Source organism: Lentzea roselyniae (assembly GCF_039537795.1).
GTDB classification, from domain to species: Bacteria; Actinomycetota; Actinomycetes; order Mycobacteriales; family Pseudonocardiaceae; genus Lentzea; species Lentzea atacamensis.
The window spans coordinates 1-18,565 of the sequence record NZ_BAABBE010000063.1; the positions used below are offsets into that span (position 1 = coordinate 1).

The window sequence follows — 18,565 nt, forward strand, 5'->3', positions numbered from 1 at the left end:
AGTCGAGCACCGACGCGAACTCCGGGTTGGCGTAGAGGAAACGCATCTGCTCGTCCACCACAGCGAAGCCCACGGGCGCTCGTTCGAGGACCGCCGTGATCTCCAGCAGCGATCCACCGGAACCTGCGAGACCACGCGCGGTGTCGATGGTGCTCGCTGGTGCACTGTCGAGGAACTCCGCGGCTTTCCCGTCCACGAACCACATGGCTGATCGTTCCTCCTGTCTCACCACACAGGCCCGGCTCCGAATCCATTGCCATGACACTATTTCCGGCCATCCTCATACCCGTCTGGAGGCGAGGGTAAACACAGTGTTCCGTCTGACGGCGAATCACTTCAGATCCATAGAGGACTCTCATTGCGCATTTCCAAGACCCTGGAGCGGTAGCTCACAGCACGCGCCGAGGCCGCGACCGTGTTGGCCGCGTTCGTCCTGCCAGGACACTGGTTCGAGATGCGGCCCGTGATGGCGCCAACGACGCGGTCAGGGCGTTGCTCGACCTCGCCCCCGCCCGGGGCCGTGGTCATCGGTGACGGTGCGCCGGTCGAGGCGCCGACCGCCGAGGTCGTGGCCGGGGACCTGATGCTCGTCCGGTCCGGGGCGAAGATCGCCGTGGACGGTGTGGTCGAGGACGGCGAGCCCGAAGTGGTCAACTCGACGGCCACCGGTGAGAGCCTGCCGGTGCACAAGCCGCCCGGCTCGGCGGTCGTCGGCGCCACGATCAACGCCAACGGGACGTCGCGCGTGCGGGCGACGAAGGTCGGCTCGGGCACCGCACCGGCAGAGATCGTCAAACCGGCGCAGGAGGCGCAGAACTCGAAGGTGCCTCGGACCGCGCCGCGTGCTGGCTCATGTTCGTCGCCCTCATCGGCGGTGGCCTCACGCTGGCGACAACCAGGCCACCGCCGAACGGATCGCGGCACTGTTCATGAGCGTGCACGAGGTCGCCACCGACCCCAACGACCCGACCCGCGCCTACCACTTGGGACCTGGTGCCGGCGTGAGGAGAAGGCCGGTCGGCAGGAGCCCGTGGTGGCGCCAAACAGCACCACCGCGAGCGCCCCGGCGTACCACTTCCTTCGGGCGCTTGCGCCACCTCTGAACGAGCGGAGCTGTTCGGCCAGTGCCGGATCGTCGATCCTGATGTTCTTTCGATGGCACGCAGTGCGCGTTGCTCCCGGCGTTCATGGCATGGGGCTCATCGCGATGTTTCCGCGTGAGTGCTCGGATCCGGCCTCACGACGACGACCGGGCAGGGGGAGTGGTGCAGCAGCGCGTGGCTGACGGAGCCGAGCACGAGGCCGGCCGCGCTGCCCCTGCCGTGCGACCCGACGACCACCAGCTGCGCCGAGCTGGCGGTCGCCTGCTCGATCAGGGCGTGCGCGGGTCCGTCGCTCACGACCACGCGCCGCACCTCGACATCGGGATACTTCTCGCTCCACCCCGCCAGCCGCTCGGCGAGCAGCCGATGCTCCTCGGCTTCAGCGGCGTCCCACTCCACCGGCTCCGTCACGGCAAAGGCGACCGCGTGGTCGTTCCACGCGTGCACCGCGATCAACGGCACTCCGCGCGCGTCCGCCGCGTCGAACGCGAACTCCAGTGCCGCCTCACTGACCGGTGAGCCGTCGATGCCGACGACGACCGGTCCGGTGTCGGACGAGTCTTCGCCGCGCACGACGACGACCGGGCACTCCGCCTGGGCGGCCAGTCTGATCGCGACCGAACCGATCAGCAACGACGTGAACCCGCCGAGGCCGCGGTCACCGATCACGAGCAGCCCGGCCGTGCGCGACTCGGTGACCAGCAGCGGCACCGGGAAACCGTCGAGGGTCAGCTCGGAGATCTCCACACCCTCGGCGACGTGCCGGGCCGCCTTGGCAGCAACGGCGACCGTCCTCCAGGTGTCCGCCAACATCGACTCCCGGTAGCCGCCGAGTCCCGGGTCGCCGAGGTGCCGGTGCCCCGACCAGCCGAAGGCGCTGACCAGGTACACAGGCGCGCTGCGCCGCGCGGCCTCGCGTGCGGCCCATCGGGCGGCATCGAGGGCTGATGACGATCCGTCGATGCCGACGACGATCGGCAGGTTCTTGTCTTGCCACTGTCCCATTGCGTGCTCCTGTCCGAAGTGGCCCTGTGCCAACTAGGACAGATCTGGCCGCGGCGTTGTGACATGGGCCGGTCAGCTCGGCACCGCGCAGAGCTCCCTGCGCGAGGCGGCGTCGAGCTTGGCGAACACCTTGCGCAGGTGCCATTCCGCGGTGCGAGGGCTGAGGAACAGCTCGGCGCCGATCTCGGAGGTCGTCCTGCCGGCTTCCTGCGCGATGAGGGGTTCACGCGTCGCATCCGTGCGTTGGTGTCCGGCCTCGCCGATGGCGCCCTCGACGTAGCCGTCGGCGAACCGCGCGGTCAGCCCGTCGAGAAGGGCGTCGACCGGCGCAAAGGCGATCTGCGCGCGGAGCCGGGTCAGCCGTCCGCGCTGGAGCGCGTCCAACGGGCTCATCTCCGCGGCGGCGAGGAGCTCCAGCGCCGCGTCGGGGGCTCCTGCCGGGCGGATGGGTGCCCTGGCGCACCTCAACGTCCGCTCATCGACGACGCCCTGGCCCACCGGTGTGCCGCATTGACGAGTTCTTCGACCCACAGCACCGAGGACGCCACCGCCGCCGCGATCAGCCAGTCACCGCCGGACAGCGCGGCGGTGTGGAACACGGACTGCGGCGCCGTGCCCACACGCTCAGCACCATCAGGCCAGGTTGAGCGCTCCCACTTTGCGGGCCAGATGCTCGTTGTACGGGCTGAGCGCCGCCACCCAGTGGAGTCCTGGGCCGGGGGAGTCGTTGTAGAAGGACAGTGGGAACGCCGCCGCCCACACTCCCTGGTAGGCCGGCACGCCGGCCATCCAGTGCCTGGCCGCCACCGTCATCGCGACTTCGCCCATTGCTCGAAGGTGATCTTCCCGCGGTGAAAGTCGCCGGTCGGCAGCACGCCACCGTTCGCCATCGCCTTGCCGACGGGCACCGTCAGCACCAGCTTGCCCTTGGCCAGGCGGCGCATCATGGATGCCATCGTCAGCACCTCGGGGCCTGCCAGCTCGGTCGCCCGACCCTGGGCGGGTCCCTCAGCCAGGCGTACGAGCTCGGTGGCGACCTCGGAGGCGGCGACCGGCCGGCTCTTCATCAACGGCGCCACCTTCACCGGGCCAGGCACCTTGTCGAGCATCTGCGCCGCGAACTCGTGGAACTGCGTCACCCGGAGCAGCGTCACCGGAATCGGGCCGGCCAGCGCCAGCTCCTCCTGGCGGCGCTTGCCGAGGTAGTAGCCCGATTCGACCCGGTCGATCCCGACGATGGACAGGAGCACGTGGTGGCCAACGCCCGCCCGCTGCTCCGCTGCCAGCAGGTTGCGCGTCTCGGTTTCGAAGAACGCCACCGATGCCTTGCGGCTGAGCGTCGACACGTTCGCCACGTCGATCACGACGTCCACGCCGCGCAGCGCGTCGTCGAGACCGGCCCCCGTCATCAGGTCGACGCCGCCCGACCGGGAGATCACCACGACCTCGTGACCCCGCTCGCGCGCCTGCTCGACCACCAGTTTGCCGACGCAGCCGGTTCCGCCGGCCACTGCCATCTTCATCGTGTCTCGTCCTCTCGCATCGACTCGACAGACAAGACAAGGACGAGGGTCTGAATGTGACAGCCGAACGCGCCGATGGTGTCGCGCCGGTACAACGATGACGAAAACCACATTCGCCGCACGGCAGCCCGGTGTCCCTTGGGCTCACTGCCGGGCGAGACGTGGTGCTGCTGATGACCGGCCTTCATCAGGTCCCCGCGCCGTTGCAGGACACCGAGCCCGAGTCGTGGCGGCGCTACCTGGACCTCCTCTTCGGCGGCCTGCTGAGGTGACACCCGCGACAGGTGGCACAGACCCATTCGACCTGGGACGGCCACGGCACGGATGATCGTCGTCGTGGATCGTGCGTGATCAGCACGATCCAGCGCGGCGATGGGGGCTTGACGGTGGTGTTCCGAAGAGATGCCGGACTGGTGGGGCGAGAGTCGGAGCTCGCCTTCCTCGATCAGACGATCGCGGCGGTCCGCACGGGTGAAAGCCGTGTGCTCGTGGTGCACGGCCCTCCCGGGATCGGGAAGTCGGCCTTGCTCGAGCACGTGGAGAGCGCGGCGACGGGCATGCGCGTGCTGCGGGCGGTCGGTGTCGAGTCCGAGATGGAGCTGGCGTTCGCCACCCTGCACCAGTTGTGCGTACCGCTGCTGGACTCGCTGAAAGACCTTCCCGCACCGCAGCGCGAAGCGCTCCAGACGGTGTTCGGCATGCGCGCGGGCACTCCACCGGAGAAGTTCCTGGTCGGGCTGGCGGTGCTGAGCCTCCTGTCGGACGCCTCGGAGAGCAGCCCCGTGCTGTGCGTGATCGACGACGCGCAGTGGATGGACCGGGCCTCCGCTCAGGTCGTCGGCTTCGTGGCCCGCCGGCTGCTGGCGGAGTCGGTCGCCCTCGTGTTCGGCGCGCGTGAGCGAGGCCAGGACCTGCTCGGGCTCCCGGAACTCGAGGTCACCGGGCTCGGCAAGGCTGACGCCGGCACCCTGCTCAAGGCAGCGTTCCACGCTCCGCTCGATGAGCACGTTCGCGATCGGATCGTGGCCGAGACCAGGGGAAACCCTCTGGCCCTGCTGGAGCTGTCCCGCGAGCTGACTGCCACGCGGGTGGCGGGCGGCTTCGGCCTGCCGCACGCCGGCACGCTGCCGGGCCGGATCGAACAGAGTTTCGTGACGCGGATCGAGGAGCTGCCCCCGCAGAGCCGGCTGCTCCTGCTGGTCGCCGCCGCCGAGCCGGTCGGCGATCCCACCCTGGTGTGGCGCGCCGCCGAACGGCTAGGCGTCACGCCCCCAACGGCCCTCAACGACGAGATCGACGAGCTGGTGTCGTTCGAGGTACGCGTGATCTTCCGCCACCCGCTCGTGCGGTCGGCCGTGTACCAGGCGGCCGATGACGAAGATCGCCGGGCAGTGCATCTGGCGCTGGCCAGGGTCACCGACCCCCGGGTCGACCCGGACCGCCGCGCCTGGCACCTCGCCTCCGCCGCGGCCGGGCCGGACGAGGACGTCGCCGCGGAGCTCGAGCGGTCCGCCGAACGGGCGCAGGCACGCGGTGGGCTGGCCGCCGCTGCCGCCTTCCTGCAGCGGTCCGTGGCCCTGACCGTCGACCCCGCCCGACGCGCCGAGCGTGCCGTGGCGGCTGCGGACGCCAGCCTCCGGGCGGGTGACCTCGCGGCCGCACGCGCTTCGGTCGACGCGGCGGAGCGCGACGCGCGGGACGAGTTCCTCCGGGCACGCGCTCACCTGGTGCGGAGCCAGATCGCGTTCTCGGCCGGCCTCGGCAACGAAGCGCCGCCGATGCTGCTGGCGGCCGCGCAACGGATCGAACCGTTCGACGCGGACCTCGCGCGGGAGACCTATCTGCAGGCCTGGGGCGCCGCGGCACTGATCGCCGCGGACGGCGAGAGCCTCATGGCGATCTCCCAGGCGATCAGGGACCTGCCGCCACCAGACGGGACACCGCGTCCCATCGACCTGGTGCTCACCGGCTACGGGCTGCTCGTCACCGACGGCCGGTCCGCCGCGGTCCCCGTGCTGCAGCGGGCAACGGCCGTGCTCTCGGATCTTCCAGCGCAGGACGTGCTGAGGTGGGGTTGGGTGGGCAACGGCGCGAACGCGGCCGTCTGGGACGACGAGGCCATGCGCCAGACCTACGTCCGAGCGGCCGAGGTGGCCCGGGGCGCCGGCGCCCTGACCCTGCTTCCCATCTACCTCGCCTCACTGGGGATCGCGACGACGTGGACCGGGGACTTCGCCGGCGCCGCGACGATCGCCGCCGAGGCCGAGGCCGTCTCCGCCGCGACCGGAGTCCCCATCGCGCCACACACCAAGCTTCTGCTGACAGCGATGCAGGGCAAGGAGACCGAGGCCACCGAACTGATCGCCACCACCATCGAGTGGGCCGGGCAGGACGGCCAGCTCATGGGCGTCACGACCGCGAACTGGGCCGCCGCCGTCCTGTACAACGGCCTGGCCCGGTACGAGCAGGCGATACCGGCGGCCCAGGTCAGCGCCAGGATCGCCGAGCTGTGGGTCTCGGTGTGGGTGCTGCCGGAACTCATCGAGGCGGCGGCACGCGTCGGTGAGGACGGGATCGCCCGTGGCGCACTCGACCGGCTGGCAGAGGCGGCGGAACCCTGCGACACGGACTGGGCGCAGGGGATCCTGCGGCGCAGCCAGGCGTTGCTCAGCGACGAGATCGCCGCGGAACGCCTCTACAGCGAGGCCGTCGAGCGGCTGGGCCGGACGAAGCTGCGTCCCGAACTGGCGCGCGCCCATCTGCTGTACGGCGAGTGGTTGCGCAGGCAGTCCCGGCGCGTCGACGCACGGGAACAGCTGCGGACCGCGTTCGACATGTTCGTCTCGATCGGCATGGACGCGTTCGCCGAGCGCGCCCGCCGCGAGCTTCTCGCCACCGGCGAGAAGGTGCAGAAGCGCACGGTCGATCAAGCGGCGGGTGACGACCTGACGCCCCAGGAACGGCAGATCGCCCTGCTCGTCCGGGAAGGCTTGTCCAACCCGGAGGTCGGTGCGCAGCTCTTCCTCAGCCCGCGGACGGTCGAGTGGCACCTCGGCAAGATCTTCACGAAGCTGTCGATCACCTCCCGCAGGCAGCTCGGGGACGCCTTGCCACGCGACGAATAACACCCTGGTTCCCGGGACCAGGGTGATTCCCTGGCGCGCCTCGCGAACCGGACGAGCGAGTCTGGCCGCGAGGAGCAGCAGCCGGGGAAGGGACGAGAAAGCCATGTCCGACAAGAGGTTGACCGGGGCGGTCGCGCTCGTGACGGATGCCGGCAGCGGCATCGGTGCCGGCGCGGCGCACTGCCTCGCCCGCGAGGGTGCGGCGGTCGCGCTGGTCGCGCGCAGCAGTGACCGCCTGGACCAGATCGCGGACGACATCAGGAACCTGGGCGGCCAGGCCATCACGGTGACGGCCGACATCACCGATCCGGAGTGTGCCTACCAGGCTGTGCAGGACACGCTCGATCGGCTGGGGCGCCTGGACGTCCTGGTCAACAACGCCGGCGTGGTGCTGCTCGACACGGCGTTGCACGCTCCGCTGGAGGAATGGGACCGGTTGGTCGCGCTCAACGTGACAGCGCTCCTGCATGTCACGCACGCCGCCGTCCCGTACCTGATCGACGCGGCCGCGACGTCGCCACGGCGGGTGGCGGACCTGGTGAACGTGAGCCTGACAGCCGGACAGCTCCCCCGGCAGGGCAGCAGCGTCTACAACCTCACCAGGTCCGGTCTCGAGGGGTTCACCGAGTCGTTGCGCCAGGAACTGCTCGTCGAACGGGTGCGGGTCAGCCTGGTGGAGCCCGCCGTCGTGGAAGCCGACCTGGTGAACCACTTCGGCACGGCGACCCGGAACGCGATGCGCCGGCACGTCGGCGGAAGGGAGGCGCTGCGGCCGGAGGACGTCGCGGACGCGATCGGCTACATCGTCACGCGCGACCGGCGGGTGGCGGTCAACGAGATGCGCGTTCGCGCTGCAGAGTAGAGCTGGTGTGATCGTCAGTTGTCGATCAGAGCGCCGCGGAGTTGCCTGCGCGAGTCGACGCCGAGCTTGGTGAACACCTTGCGCAGGTGCCATTCGACCGTGCGGGGGCTGATGAACAGTTCGGCGCCGATCTCCGTGTTCGTCTTCCCGTCACCGGCGAGGCGGGCGATCTGGGCTTCCTGCACTGTGAGCACCGGACGTGCCTCGACCGCACGTCTGTGCACCGACTCGCCGGTTGCCGTGAGCTCGCGACGAGCGCGCTCGGCAAAGGCCTTGGCGCCGAAGCGGTTCAGCATCTCGTACGCGGCGCGCAACTGCTCTCTCGCGTCGAGGCGCCGGCCCTCTCGGCGGAGCCACTCGCCGTACACCAGGTGGGTGCGTGCGAGGTGCACGGCGATCTTGGTGCGTTCGAGGCGCTCGATGGCCTCGCGGTACAGCTGGTCGGCGGCCGCGCCGTCGCTGAGCAGCGCTCGGGACCGGGCCAGCACGCCGAGTGCCCAGTCCGTGCCGCTGGCGGCGGCGCGTTCCTCGAGTTGCCGCAGGGCAGCGGCGGCCGCGTCGGGTGCATCACCGCGGGCGCCCGCCTCGACCAGTTCGACGAGGGACAGGCCGACGGCCATCAGATCGTCGTGCTCGCAGGCCCGTTCCGCGTCGGCCATGGCGGCCCGGTACTGACCAAAGCCGTTGTGCAGCACCGCGGTCAGGTAAGCACCGAGACCGATCGCCCGTCCCTCGCCCCACGTGGTCGCCCGGTGGACCTGGGCCCCGATCAGCTCCGCTGCCTGGAGATCCTCGCCGCGCCAGGCGACGAGCAGGAGCGAGGTGTAGCCGAGTGGCGAGTTGCGGGTCGCCTCCGTGATCGCCTCGGACTCCTCGACCAGTGCCGAGGCCACGTCGAACTCCCCGGCGTGCACGTGCACGGCCGCGCGGTAGGAGAGGGCCAGAGGGAGGTAGTTCAGCGCGCCGGTCTCGCGCGCCGTCCGGACCGCGTGCGTGCTCAGTTCGCGCCAGGCCTCGTCGTCCCACATGTCGCCGGCGGCCGGCCATGCCAGCCAGAGCCAACGCATGATGTCGTCCCCGGTGCGTTCGGCATCCCGCCGGAACGCCTCCAGAGCGCGCTTCACCTGCGGCGCACCCGCGACGTGACCGTCGGCGAACCGTGTCGCCAGGCCGCCCAGAAGTGCGTCTGCAGGCCGAGCCGGTCGCGGTTCGCCCGGTGCGGCGCGGGCGGACTCGGCCACCTCCCGCAGTCCGTCGGGTCCGTTGAGCCGACCGGCGAAGACGGCTGCTCCCACAGCTTCGAGATACGCCTCGCGCGCCTGTCCGTCGTCGACTCGTGCCAGCTGGGCGGCAGCGTCGAGCAGCAACGGCAACGCTTCCCCGCCGCGCCTGCGCGCGAAGACGATCTGGCCGCGCAGCCGCGCCAGCCGCCCGCGCCGCACCTCGTCCAGCACGGCCACCTCCGCGGCGGCGACGAGTTCGAGCGCGGCATCGGGAGCCCCGGCCTCGAAGGTCGCCTGCGCCGCCGCCAGCGCCCTCGCGCCACGCCGGTCCGGATCAGGTGTCAGCTCGGTGGCCCGCCGCAGGAACGCGGCCGCCGCCGCGAGCCCGCCGCGAGCCTGGGCTTGATCAGCGCGGCGCTCCAGCTCGGCGGCCACGGCCTCGTCGGGCTCGACCGCCGCGTGGGCGCGATGCCACGCGCGGCGGTCCGGGTCGGACTCGGGATCTGTCAGCTCGGCCAGCGCGCGATGCACGTCCCGGCGATCTCCGGGGCCTGCCGAGCGATACGCCGCCGAGCGGACCAGCGGATGCCGGAACCGCACCTGCGCGCCGAACTCGACCAGCCCGGCCGCCTCGGCGGGCCCCGCCGCGTCCGGCCCGATGGCGAGCGCCTCGGCCGCCCGCCGCAACAACGACACGTCTCCGACCGGCTCGGCGGCCGCCGCCAGCAGCAGCCGTTGCGTGGCGGCCGGGAGCGCCTCGATCCGCCGCAGGAAGCTCTGCTCGATCTGCCCCGCCAGCGGCCGCGCGTCGGGCCGCGCGAACCCGCCGGCCAGCTCCGCCGGTGTCAACCCGCGCGGCAACTCCAGCAACGCCAGCGGGTTGCCGCGGGTCTCGGCGATGATCCGGTCCCGAACGCGTTCGTCGAGCCGTCCCGGTACCGCCGAATCGAGGAGCGCACCCGCGTCACGGTCACGCAGCCCCTGGACGACGAGCTCCGGCAGCCCCGTCAGGGGATCGTCGTCCGGCGCGAGCGCCTCCCCCCGCACCGCGAACACCAACGCCACCGGCTCCGCCAGCAACCGCCGCGCGACGAACGCCAGCGTCTGCGCGGACACCCGGTCGAGCCACTGGGCGTCGTCCACGACGCAGACCAGGGGCCGCTCCTCCGCCGCCTCGGCCAGCAGGCTGAGCACCGCCAACCCGACCATGAACCGGTCCGGGACACTTCCCGCGCTCAGTCCGAACGCGACAGCCAGCGCGTCACGCTGCGGACCCGGCAGACGATCGAGATGCGTCATCATCGGCGCACACAGCTGGTGCACCCCGGCGAACGCCAGCTCCATCTGGGACTCGACGCCGACGGCCCGCGCGACCCGGCAGCTGGAAGCGCTTTCCACCAGGTGCTCCACCAACGCGGACTTGCCGATTCCCGCCTCGCCCCGCAGGACCAGGACCTGGCTGCGGCCAGACCGCGCGTCGGCCAGCAAGCGGTCCAGCACAGCGGTTTCGGCGCGCCGGCCCAGCAAGCTGCGCGCAGGATCATCGGTCGACATCAGCACCGCCGCGGAGGTGGGGAGCCCTGCTCGATCAACGGCGGGCCCCTCAATCATGCACCCGCCGCGGCAACGAACCGGGCAGCCACCTCGGTGGTGTGTGCCACAGCTTCTCCAGCCCGGCCTCGGCGTCGATGATCGCGCTTCCACCGAGTACCACGGGGACTGGCCCCCGGGCCCGGGCCACCCCGGGGACTCGGCCCAGGGATGTACCCGTGCCTTCCACTGGCGCGTCCATGCGCCTGATCGGGCGACGGTTGTCGTGACACAGCGGCCACGCGACCAGGGGGAGCCTCATGCACACGTCCAACGCCACCGCCACCCTCGAAGACGCGGCGGCCTTCCAGAACGTTCGCCCGCGCCTGTTCGGGATCGCGTACCGGATGCTCGGCAGAGTCGCCGACGCCGAAGACGTCGTCCAGGACGTCTGGGTCCGCTGGCAGAGCACAGACCGGGCGGGGGTGCGGGACCGGGCGGCGTTCCTCGTGAAGGTCACGACGCGGGTCGCGCTCAACCTCGTCGGCTCGGCCCGCCTCCGCCGTGAGGTGCCCGTCGACGGCCGTCTGCCGGAGCAGGCTTCGACCGCCGACGACCCGATGATGGTGGCCGAGCGGTCGGAGGACGTGGCGCACGCTGTCCGGCTGCTGCTGGAGCGGTTGTCGCCGAAGGAACGCGCGGTCTTCGTGCTCCGGGAGGCGTTCGACTACCCGTTCCGCGAGATCGCGGAGGCGCTCGCGATCAGCGACGCCGGCGCGCGGCAACTGGCCCGGCGAGCCCGCGCGCACCTCGCCGAACAGCGGCACGGACCTGTCCTGCCCGCGGAACTGGATCGCCTGCTCACCGCGTTCCTCGACGCGGCGCAGGTCGGTGAGGTGGCAGACCTCGAGCGCGTCCTCGTCGACGACGTCGTCGTCTCCCGCTGAGCCGTCGGGAGACGACGTGAACTGGCAGGAGCACCGCACGCTGCGCGCCATCGAGAAGAACCTGACCATCGAGGACCCGAGGCTGGCCGAGTTGCTCGGCTCGCCACGGGGCAGCCGCGTCCAGTGGCTCGCGCGATGGCTCGCCCTCCCTTTCGCACTGCTGGGTTTCGTGCCGGACGAGGTCACATCGCTGCTGACCGTGGCACTGCTGGCGGCCGGAACCGTTCGCACGTGGTGGCAGTCGCGGACCGGCGAACAGCTCTGACCCCGGTGTCGATCACCCCGTCACCTCCGCGTGGCGGGGTGATCGACCTGTCCCGGATTCCCTTACGCGGCCGAGCCGTCGACGGCGTCGAGGATCGCGGCCGCAACCGCGGCCGGGTCCGACACGGTGAGGGCGTGCGACCCGCCTGCCACCTCCCGGACGCCCTTGGCGTTGGCGCGTTCCGCCATGTACCGGTGAAGTGCGACGGGGATGTTGAGGTCCTGGTCGCTGAAGACGAACCAGGACGGGATCGACCGCCACGCCGGGGTTTTCGTCGCGAGGCCCGCGGTGAGCGCCGCCTCGGTGACCGGGCGTTGCGTTGCCGCCATCAGCGCCGACTCGGCGGGCGCGACGTCGGCGGCGAACTGGTGGTGGAACGCGTCTGGCCGGATGAAGAACTCGTTGCCGCCGGTGGCGACCGGATGGGCGGTGAGCGTCTGGCCGAGCGTGCTGCCCGGGAACTTCGCCGACAGCTGCAGCGCGCTCTCCCCGTGCTCGGGTGCGAACGCGCAGACGTAGACGAGCCCGGTCACGGCCGCGTTGCCGGCCGCCGCCTCGGTGATCACCATTCCGCCGTAGGAATGTCCGGCCAGCACGACGGGGCCGCCGATGCCGGCGACGACGTCGCGCACGTACGCGGCGTCGCTCGTGAGGCCGCGCAGCGGGTTCGCCGCCGCGACGACGTCCACGTGTCTTGCCTGCAGTCGTTCGACGACCCCGTACCAGCTCGCGGACTCCGCGAACGCACCGTGCACCAGGACGACGGTCGGCTTCTGTTCAGTCATGGGTTCTGTCTCCTTCTGTGTCCGTGGTCTAACCGTGGAGCGCCTTCCGCAGCACGCGGCACGCCTGCTCCACTGCGGCGGTCGCGGCCGCGGACCCGCGGAGCGGGTTGAGCATCATGAAGTCGTGGAGGGTGCCGTTGTAGCGGGCGCAGGTCGTGCGCACCCCGGCCGCGACGAGCTTGCGCGCGTAGGCCTCGCCCTCGTCGCGCAGCACGTCGTTCTCGTCGACGACGACGAAGGTCTCCGGGAGTCCGGTGAGGTCCTCCGGCCGTGCGCGCAGCGGGGACGCGGTGACGTCGGCGCGCTGGGACACGTCGGGCAGGTAGGAGTCCCAGTAGTAGGCCATGGCCTTGGCGGTGAGATGTGGTCCGTCGGCGAACTCGCGGTAGCTGTCGGTGTCCTGGCCGGCGTCGGTGACCGGGTAGTACAGCGACTGGTGCCGGAACGTCACGTCCCCGCGCCGCTTGGCGAGGATCGCGACGACGGCGGACATGTTGCCGCCGACCGAGTCACCGGCGATCGCGAGGCGAGAGGCGTCCAGGCCCTCGGCGGCGCCGTCGGCCGTGATCCACCTCGCGGTCGCGTAGGCCTGTTCGACCGCGACGGGGTACCGCGCCTCGGGCGACCGCGAGTACTCGACGAACACCACCGCGGCATCGGCGCCGACGGCCAGTTCCCGCACCAGCCGGTCGTGCGTGCCCGCGTTGCCGAGGACCCAGCCACCGCCGTGGACGTAGAGGACCACGGGGAGGGGGCCGTCCGCACCGGCCGGCTTGACGATGCGCACGCGCACGTCGCCGACCTCGGCCGGCACCGTGATCCACTTCTCGTCGACCGGCAGCAGGTCGATCGGGCCGGACTGTACGTCGTCGAGAACCTTCCGCGCGCGTTCGGGGCCGAGCTCGTACAGGAACGGCGGCTTCGCCGTCGCGTCCGCGAAGTCCTGCGCGGCCGGTTCGAGGATGTGCTCACTCATGACAGATTCCTCTTCTTCTTTCGGCGGTGACGGTGAAAGCGACCGGCAGTGCGCAGGCCGCCGCGATTCCTGCGATCACGACGGCCACGCCGGTCAACGGCGTGGCGAGCGGGAGCAGGAACACGAAGGTGGCGCAGCCCAGGACCACGCCGGGACGCAGGACGGGCCTCGCCACGATGGGCACCTGGACCAGCCACAGCAGCACGAGGAACACGCCCACGGAGACCGCGACCGCGTAGCTGATCACGAGTGGTGAGACGTGCAGGTGGTGCCCGGTGTACTCGACCGCGACCTCCAGGCTCGCGCCGAGTGCCGCGAGCGCGGCGAAGATGCCGAAGTGGCCGTAGCCCCACAGGTAGGACCCGTCGCGGCGATCACTCAGCCCGTGCCCTGCCGGTTCCAGGAAGTACAGCCACCAGGCGGCGAAGAGCAGCACGAGGCCGGAGACCGCGATCGTGATGAACGAACCGCTGATCTCGGCCGCCTCCAGTGCCCCGCGAACACCTGTGGTCGCGGCCAGGAGGCTCTCGCCGAGCAGAATGATCGTGAACAGGCCGTAGCGCTCGGCGATGTGGTGCGGATGCCAGGTGGTGGCCGTCATCCGCTCCGCCCAGCGCGGCACCGCGAGCTCCACGGCGACCAGCGCGACGAAGAGCGCCGGTTGGGTGACCGGTGACAGGACACCCGTCTCGGAGAGGACGAGCCACCCCACCCAACCGGCCTGCAGGACCGAGATGCCCGTGGCGTAACGGAACGCGGTCCGCCTGCGCGCCGGGTCCTCGACGCCGGCCCGCACCCACTGCGCGACAAGCCCGATCCGCATGATGAGGTAGCCGACCGTGACGGCGCGGTAGTCGGCGACGGCCGTGGCGGGCGCGCCGGCGGCGAGGACGAGCACGCCGGCCATCTGCACCATGGTCAGCAGCCGGTACGCCACGTCGTCGGTGTCGTAGGACGACGCGAACCACGTGAAGTTCATCCACGCCCACCAGATCGCGAAGAACACCTGGAGGAACCCGGCGAGGCCGGTGAGGGCGTGGCCTTCGCCGATGCGGTGCGCGAACTGGGCGGTGGCGGCCGCGACGGCGACCACGAAGACGAGGTCGAACAGCAGCTCGAGCTGGCTCGCCGCGCGGTGCGGTTCGTCGATCGGGCGCGCGCTCATCCGGACGCGGATCCTGATCCTGGTGCTCATCGGCAGCACGGGTTCGCTCCGTTCACCACTCGGTCGGTCGCGAACAAGGACCGCGCAGCGCCGGCATTCGTGACGGGCACGGAGATTCCGCCGCGGCTGTCACAACGCGGCGGGCTGCCTGGTCTCCCTTGGTGACCGGGCGGCGAACGGCGCGCCGGCGAACGGGAAGGGTTCGTCATGAAGATCGTGGTGATCGGGGGAACCGGGCTGATCGGCTCGAAACTCGTCCCGGAGCTCGTCGACGAGGCCACCGGCGACGGCACGGTCCGGTGACCGCGCCGGCCATGGTCGCCGAGTTCGACGACGTCGCGGGCTGGACCGCCGACGCCGCCGAGCAACTCGGCTGTCGGCACGCGATCCCCGCCGCCTGCCGCGGCAGTGCCGACCCGGCCGCCCTCGCCTGGCTGGCCGAAGCCTGTGAGCTGGGCCCCGGCGCCACGCTGCTGGACGTGGGCGCGGGTGTCGGCGGACCGGCGGCATGGGCCGCGCAACGGTTCGGGGTTCAGCCGATCCTGCTGGAACCGATGCCGACCGCGGGCCGGGCCGCGGCTCGGCTCTTCGGGCTGCCGGTCATCACGGCGGACGGCAGGCGGATTCCACTTCGGACAGGTTCGGTCGACGCAGCCTGGTGTCTCGGAGTGCTGTGCACCGTCGAGGACAAGGCGGCTGTGCTCCGCGAGATCCACCGGGTGCTGCGGCCCGGTGCCCCGCTGGGCCTGCTGGCGGTCGTCGCCGAAGGTCCCCTCACCGCGCTGGCCGTCCCCGAGGGCAACCACTTCCCCACCCGTCCGCAGCTGGCCGACCTGCTCGCCGGCACCGGGTTCCGGCTCGTCGAACAGGTCCGGCCGGCCGGACGCACGCCGCGGTCCTGGTCCCGGCGCGCCGCTCGGGTCACCGCGCTCGTCACCGCCCAGCACCGGACCGAACCCGCCCACGCGCTGGCCGCGCGGCAGGGCGAGCGCTTCACCCACCTGTTCGCCACCGGACGGATCGCCACCTGGCTGGTCCACGCACGCAAAGAGGACACATGAGCAACCCGGAAGAGAACGAGTTCCTGCACGGGCTCGAGGTCGAGGTGCAAGCGGAGATCGACATCGTCGTGTCGAGCCACTTCGAGGAGGTCGCCGGCACACCGGTGACCGAATGGCAGTTCGATCCGGCGGACGCCGAGCGCTACGAGGTCGGCCTCCACGGTCTTCTCGGCGCGGTCGAAGCAGTCGAGGATGCGGAAAGGGGACACCGGTGAGCCGAGGAGCACGCATCGCGACACTCGACAGCCTGCGCGAGCACCTCCAGTGGGCGATCGAGCTGGAGCACTCGACCCTGCCGCCTTACCTCTGCGCGCTCTACTCCCTCGATCCGGACCGCAACCAGGATGCGGTCGAGCTCGTGGGCAGCGTGTTCGCCGAGGAGATGCTCCACCTCGCCCTGGCCGCGAACCTGCTCAACGCGGTCGGCGGCCGGCCGCGGCTGGACATCCCGGAGATGCTGCCGCCGCATCCCCGGCCGATGCCGCACGGCGACCGCTCACTGGAGCTGTCGCTCGTGCCGTTCGGGCCCGACGCCCTCGACCTGTTCCTCCGGATCGAACGGCCCGCGCCCGCGGGCGCCCCCGCGGAGAGCGACGACTACGAGACGATCGGGCAGTTCTACGCGGCGATCGAGGACGGGCTGCGCCACCTGTGCGAGCAGCTCGGCGAACAGGAGGTGTTCACCGGCGACTCCGCCCGTCAGGTGACCTCGACGCACTTCCGGCACAGCGCGGGGAAACTGGTCGCCGTCACCGATCTGGCCTCGGCGCTCGAGGCGCTCGCGGAGATCGTCGAACAGGGCGAGGGCATGTCCCGGGACGAGGTCTGGGACGGTGACGAGGACGTCTTCCACCCCGGCCGAGAGGAAGTCGCGCACTACTACCGGTTCGAGGAGCTCAAGCTGGGCCGCCGGTACCAGCGCGGTGACACGCCGGCCACCGGGCCGACCGGCGAGACGATCTCCGTGGACCCGACGGGGATCCACCCGATGCGCCCGAACCCGCGGCTGGCCGACCACGCGCCGGGCAGCCCGATTCGCACCGCACAGGAGGAGTTCAACCTCACCTACTGCGGTCTCCTGCACCTGCTGGAGCAGGCGTTCGACGGCAGTCCGCGCATGCTGGCGGTCGCCGTCGGCGAGATGTTCGCGCTGAAAGCACAGGCCGAGGCCCTGCTGCGGATGCCGGACGACAGCGGCGGGACGGCAGGCCCCACGTTCGAGTACGTGCCAGTGGAGCAACGCCGATGACGGGCCGGCACGAGCGGCGGATCGTCGTGCTCCGCAACGGCCCGTACGTCGTGTACGGCGGCGTACCGCTACGACGCAAGCGCAAGATCATCTCCGCGGACGGCGACTCGGTGACCTGGCAGACCAGCGAGCCCATCCCGACCGAGGAGATCTATGCCCTGTGCCGCTGCGGCCGGTCGAGCGCGAAACCGTTCTGCGACGGGACCCACGCCGAGATCGGGTTCGACGGCACCGAGGCCACCCCGATGCGGCCGTACGCGGAGCTGCAGCACGTCCACGACGGGGTGGACGTCTCCGCGCAACGGGTCGGCGAACTGTGCGTCCACGCCGCGTTCTGCGTCGGCCGCACCCGGCCGATCGCGAAGATGCTCGCCGACACCGACGACAGCGACATCCGCTCGGACGTCATGAGCCGGATCGACCACTGCCCGTCCGGGTCCTACAGCTACGCACTCCACCGCGGCGGCGACACCGTCGAGGTCGACCTGCCACAGGCGATCTCCGTTCTCGAAGAGGAGAACGGACAGGCGAGCGCGTTGTGGGTCAGCGGACGAGTACCGGTCCACCGGTCGGACGGCCGGCCACAGGAGACCCGCAACCGGGTGACGCTGTGCCGGTGCGGTCACTCGGCCAACAAGCCGTTGTGCGACGGGACGCACCGGAAGATCGGCTTCCGCGAGACGGGGGAGGCGGTCACGGACAGTTCGTCCACATTGGACTGATTGCGTCGCGCTGGAGAGCGCTTCCGCAGGCCGAGCCGTTCGGCTACCGGGCTGAATCACGGTGCCGGGCCGGTGGCGCCGGGTACCTTGGCGGCGTGGCAGCCGTCCACGCGCTGACGTCGTACCCGATCAAAGGGTGTGCCGGGGTCGTCGTGGAGCGGGCAGAGGTCACCCTGGCCGGGTTGGCCCACGATCGGCTGTTCGCGATCGTCGGGCCGGACAGGATGACGGTCCGGCAGGGCGAGGCGCCGCGGCCGGCCACGGTCCGGGGCCGGAGTGGGCCGACCTGACCGCGCTGCTGGTCCTCTCACTGTCCTCACTGGATGATCTGAACGCGCGGATCGTGGAGCGGGGCAGATCCCGTTCCGATGAACCGGTTCCGGCCGAACATCGTGATCAGCGGCTGGCCCGAGCCGCACACCGAGGACCGGGTGGCTCGGATGACGATCGGCGGCTTCGGTGAGCTGGCCAGCCGCTGCGCGTCACCCTCGTCCGGTCTGCTCGAACAGGAGAACGCGGCTGGAACCCTGGTGTCCGAGGCGCACGTGGCGAGGGCGGCACTCTCACGAACGCGTTGGGGGACCGGTTCATGTCCTGCAGCGCGGGGAACTGTCCGCGATCTCGGCCCGCGCGACCCTGGAGTGCGCCCTCGAACGTCGCGAGACCCGCGGCTGTCACAACCTGTCGGACTACCTGGACCTGCATCCCGCACAGCAGCCGAACATCGTCTGGTCAGGCCCCGGCTGGGCCGACGGGAGGAGATCCCTCCCGTGCCGGACGAGATCGCGTCCCTGATGAGGGATGTCGACACGGCCGGCAAGCTGGTCGACTGACATGAGAGAGGGGCAGGAGCGCCGGGGGTGGCTCCCGCCCCTCTCTCGTCACGGCAGCCTCAGTGCCGTGGTGAAGAGGAAGACGCTGTCCTCCAGCGCCTCCACCCGATGCCTGCGCTCGGGCAACGTCAGCAGATCACCGGGCAGGGCCTCCCACGAGTTTCCCCCGGCCACCAGGCGCACGTGACCGA

The 18,565-nt window shown here is 71.1% G+C and carries 21 protein-coding genes; 11 read left to right on the forward strand and 10 right to left on the reverse strand.

The features are described from left to right. The coding region (locus ABFX45_RS44185) for a PAS domain-containing protein (protein WP_346137114.1) at positions 1 to 205 on the reverse strand (205 nt) is incomplete at its 3' end. Between the two features lie 261 nt (positions 206 to 466). Here ABFX45_RS44185 and ABFX45_RS44190 point away from each other — a divergent pair. Beyond that, positions 467 to 1,285, forward strand: a complete 819-nt coding sequence (locus ABFX45_RS44190; protein ID WP_346137130.1) for a P-type ATPase actuator domain-containing protein — start codon at positions 467 to 469, stop codon at positions 1,283 to 1,285. Here the strand turns inward: ABFX45_RS44190 and ABFX45_RS44195 are convergent. From ABFX45_RS44195 to ABFX45_RS44215, 5 genes are all read right to left on the reverse strand, one after another. Beyond that, a complete protein-coding gene (locus tag ABFX45_RS44195; RefSeq protein ID WP_346137115.1) occupies positions 1,200 to 2,108 on the reverse strand; it encodes a universal stress protein in 909 nt (302 codons plus the stop codon). The two genes, ABFX45_RS44190 and ABFX45_RS44195, sit on opposite strands and share 86 nt — an antisense overlap. 72 nt (positions 2,109 to 2,180) lie before the next feature. After that, positions 2,181 to 2,576 carry a LuxR C-terminal-related transcriptional regulator gene (locus ABFX45_RS44200; RefSeq protein WP_346137116.1) on the reverse strand — a complete coding sequence of 132 codons (396 nt, stop codon included), beginning with the start codon at positions 2,574 to 2,576 and terminating at the stop codon, positions 2,181 to 2,183. Next, a complete protein-coding gene (locus tag ABFX45_RS44205; RefSeq protein ID WP_346137117.1) occupies positions 2,573 to 2,728 on the reverse strand; it encodes a hypothetical protein in 156 nt (51 codons plus the stop codon). The genes ABFX45_RS44200 and ABFX45_RS44205 overlap by 4 nt, the downstream gene beginning before the upstream one ends. Positions 2,729 to 2,741: 13 nt before the next feature. Continuing rightward, the gene (locus ABFX45_RS44210; RefSeq protein ID WP_346137118.1) at positions 2,742 to 2,936 is read right to left on the reverse strand and encodes a hypothetical protein; all 195 of its coding nucleotides are present in this window, start codon (positions 2,934 to 2,936) and stop codon (positions 2,742 to 2,744) included. Then, positions 2,918 to 3,631 carry an SDR family oxidoreductase gene (locus ABFX45_RS44215; protein ID WP_346137119.1) on the reverse strand — a complete coding sequence of 238 codons (714 nt, stop codon included), beginning with the start codon at positions 3,629 to 3,631 and terminating at the stop codon, positions 2,918 to 2,920. Before ABFX45_RS44215 ends, ABFX45_RS44210 begins: the two co-directional genes overlap by 19 nt. A gap of 413 nt (positions 3,632 to 4,044) precedes the next feature. Here ABFX45_RS44215 and ABFX45_RS44220 point away from each other — a divergent pair, with 413 nt between their 5' ends. Next, positions 4,045 to 6,756 carry a helix-turn-helix transcriptional regulator gene (locus tag ABFX45_RS44220; RefSeq protein WP_346137120.1) on the forward strand — a complete coding sequence of 904 codons (2,712 nt, stop codon included), beginning with the start codon at positions 4,045 to 4,047 and terminating at the stop codon, positions 6,754 to 6,756. Positions 6,757 to 6,859: 103 nt separating this feature from the next. After that, on the forward strand, positions 6,860 to 7,618 hold the full coding sequence (locus ABFX45_RS44225; RefSeq protein WP_346137121.1) for an SDR family NAD(P)-dependent oxidoreductase: 759 nt from the start codon (positions 6,860 to 6,862) through the stop codon (positions 7,616 to 7,618). 14 nt (positions 7,619 to 7,632) lie between these two features. Here ABFX45_RS44225 and ABFX45_RS44230 read toward each other — a convergent pair whose 3' ends face one another. Continuing rightward, positions 7,633 to 10,395, reverse strand: a complete 2,763-nt coding sequence (locus tag ABFX45_RS44230; protein WP_346137122.1) for a helix-turn-helix transcriptional regulator — start codon at positions 10,393 to 10,395, stop codon at positions 7,633 to 7,635. A gap of 296 nt (positions 10,396 to 10,691) precedes the next feature. Between ABFX45_RS44230 and ABFX45_RS44235 the strand changes: the two genes are divergently transcribed. Then, positions 10,692 to 11,318 carry a sigma-70 family RNA polymerase sigma factor gene (locus ABFX45_RS44235; protein ID WP_109639385.1) on the forward strand — a complete coding sequence of 209 codons (627 nt, stop codon included), beginning with the start codon at positions 10,692 to 10,694 and terminating at the stop codon, positions 11,316 to 11,318. A 16-nt stretch (positions 11,319 to 11,334) separates the two neighbouring features. Next, the gene (locus ABFX45_RS44240) at positions 11,335 to 11,583 is read left to right on the forward strand and encodes a DUF3040 domain-containing protein (protein ID WP_170155140.1); all 249 of its coding nucleotides are present in this window, start codon (positions 11,335 to 11,337) and stop codon (positions 11,581 to 11,583) included. A 62-nt stretch (positions 11,584 to 11,645) separates the two neighbouring features. Here ABFX45_RS44240 and ABFX45_RS44245 read toward each other — a convergent pair whose 3' ends face one another. From ABFX45_RS44245 to ABFX45_RS44255, 3 genes are read right to left on the reverse strand one after another with little or no spacing between them, the layout of a single operon-like run. Further along, positions 11,646 to 12,368: an alpha/beta fold hydrolase gene (locus ABFX45_RS44245; protein WP_346137123.1), complete on the reverse strand. Its 723-nt coding sequence runs from the start codon at positions 12,366 to 12,368 to the stop codon at positions 11,646 to 11,648. A 28-nt stretch (positions 12,369 to 12,396) separates the two neighbouring features. Then, positions 12,397 to 13,344 (reverse strand): alpha/beta hydrolase, encoded by a 948-nt coding sequence (locus ABFX45_RS44250; RefSeq protein ID WP_346137124.1) that lies wholly within the window; start codon positions 13,342 to 13,344, stop codon positions 12,397 to 12,399. Further along, entirely contained in the window at positions 13,337 to 14,539 is a 1,203-nt protein-coding gene (locus ABFX45_RS44255) for a low temperature requirement protein A (RefSeq protein WP_346137125.1), read from the reverse strand. The genes ABFX45_RS44250 and ABFX45_RS44255 overlap by 8 nt, the downstream gene beginning before the upstream one ends. A gap of 177 nt (positions 14,540 to 14,716) precedes the next feature. On the opposite strand from ABFX45_RS44255, the gene ABFX45_RS44260 reads away from it, so the two are divergent. From ABFX45_RS44260 to ABFX45_RS44285, 6 genes are all read left to right on the forward strand, one after another. After that, complete coding sequence (locus ABFX45_RS44260; RefSeq protein ID WP_146231941.1) at positions 14,717 to 14,812, forward strand: NAD(P)-dependent oxidoreductase; 96 nt, start codon at positions 14,717 to 14,719, stop codon at positions 14,810 to 14,812. Further along, positions 14,809 to 15,570 carry a class I SAM-dependent methyltransferase gene (locus tag ABFX45_RS44265; RefSeq protein ID WP_346137126.1) on the forward strand — a complete coding sequence of 254 codons (762 nt, stop codon included), beginning with the start codon at positions 14,809 to 14,811 and terminating at the stop codon, positions 15,568 to 15,570. Before ABFX45_RS44260 ends, ABFX45_RS44265 begins: the two co-directional genes overlap by 4 nt. Continuing rightward, entirely contained in the window at positions 15,567 to 15,785 is a 219-nt protein-coding gene (locus tag ABFX45_RS44270) for a hypothetical protein (RefSeq protein ID WP_109643037.1), read from the forward strand. The genes ABFX45_RS44265 and ABFX45_RS44270 overlap by 4 nt, the downstream gene beginning before the upstream one ends. After that, the gene (locus tag ABFX45_RS44275; RefSeq protein WP_346137127.1) at positions 15,782 to 16,819 is read left to right on the forward strand and encodes a ferritin-like domain-containing protein; all 1,038 of its coding nucleotides are present in this window, start codon (positions 15,782 to 15,784) and stop codon (positions 16,817 to 16,819) included. The genes ABFX45_RS44270 and ABFX45_RS44275 overlap by 4 nt, the downstream gene beginning before the upstream one ends. Then, the gene (locus tag ABFX45_RS44280; protein ID WP_346137128.1) at positions 16,816 to 17,541 is read left to right on the forward strand and encodes a CDGSH iron-sulfur domain-containing protein; all 726 of its coding nucleotides are present in this window, start codon (positions 16,816 to 16,818) and stop codon (positions 17,539 to 17,541) included. The genes ABFX45_RS44275 and ABFX45_RS44280 overlap by 4 nt, the downstream gene beginning before the upstream one ends. A 95-nt stretch (positions 17,542 to 17,636) precedes the next feature. Next, positions 17,637 to 17,831 carry an MOSC N-terminal beta barrel domain-containing protein gene (locus ABFX45_RS44285; RefSeq protein ID WP_346137129.1) on the forward strand — a complete coding sequence of 65 codons (195 nt, stop codon included), beginning with the start codon at positions 17,637 to 17,639 and terminating at the stop codon, positions 17,829 to 17,831. The last annotated feature ends 734 nt before the right edge of the window (positions 17,832 to 18,565 follow it).

What these genes read in the sequence shown, in the direction of transcription:
- ABFX45_RS44250 (WP_346137124.1), bottom strand. Translation starts at nt 13,344, where the DNA reads ATGAGTGAGCACATCCTCGAACCGGCCGCGCAGGACTTCGCGGACGCG.
- ABFX45_RS44235 (WP_109639385.1), top strand. Translation starts at nt 10,692, where the DNA reads ATGCACACGTCCAACGCCACCGCCACCCTCGAAGACGCGGCGGCCTTC.
- ABFX45_RS44190 (WP_346137130.1), top strand. Translation starts at nt 467, where the DNA reads ATGGCGCCAACGACGCGGTCAGGGCGTTGCTCGACCTCGCCCCCGCCC.
- ABFX45_RS44195 (WP_346137115.1), bottom strand. Translation starts at nt 2,108, where the DNA reads ATGGGACAGTGGCAAGACAAGAACCTGCCGATCGTCGTCGGCATCGAC.
- ABFX45_RS44215 (WP_346137119.1), bottom strand. Translation starts at nt 3,631, where the DNA reads ATGAAGATGGCAGTGGCCGGCGGAACCGGCTGCGTCGGCAAACTGGTG.
- ABFX45_RS44260 (WP_146231941.1), top strand. Translation starts at nt 14,717, where the DNA reads ATGAAGATCGTGGTGATCGGGGGAACCGGGCTGATCGGCTCGAAACTC.
- ABFX45_RS44245 (WP_346137123.1), bottom strand. Translation starts at nt 12,368, where the DNA reads ATGACTGAACAGAAGCCGACCGTCGTCCTGGTGCACGGTGCGTTCGCG.
- ABFX45_RS44210 (WP_346137118.1), bottom strand. Translation starts at nt 2,936, where the DNA reads ATGGGCGAAGTCGCGATGACGGTGGCGGCCAGGCACTGGATGGCCGGC.
- ABFX45_RS44280 (WP_346137128.1), top strand. Translation starts at nt 16,816, where the DNA reads ATGACGGGCCGGCACGAGCGGCGGATCGTCGTGCTCCGCAACGGCCCG.
- ABFX45_RS44270 (WP_109643037.1), top strand. Translation starts at nt 15,567, where the DNA reads ATGAGCAACCCGGAAGAGAACGAGTTCCTGCACGGGCTCGAGGTCGAG.
- ABFX45_RS44230 (WP_346137122.1), bottom strand. Translation starts at nt 10,395, where the DNA reads ATGTCGACCGATGATCCTGCGCGCAGCTTGCTGGGCCGGCGCGCCGAA.
- ABFX45_RS44225 (WP_346137121.1), top strand. Translation starts at nt 6,860, where the DNA reads ATGTCCGACAAGAGGTTGACCGGGGCGGTCGCGCTCGTGACGGATGCC.
- ABFX45_RS44255 (WP_346137125.1), bottom strand. Translation starts at nt 14,539, where the DNA reads ATGAGCACCAGGATCAGGATCCGCGTCCGGATGAGCGCGCGCCCGATC.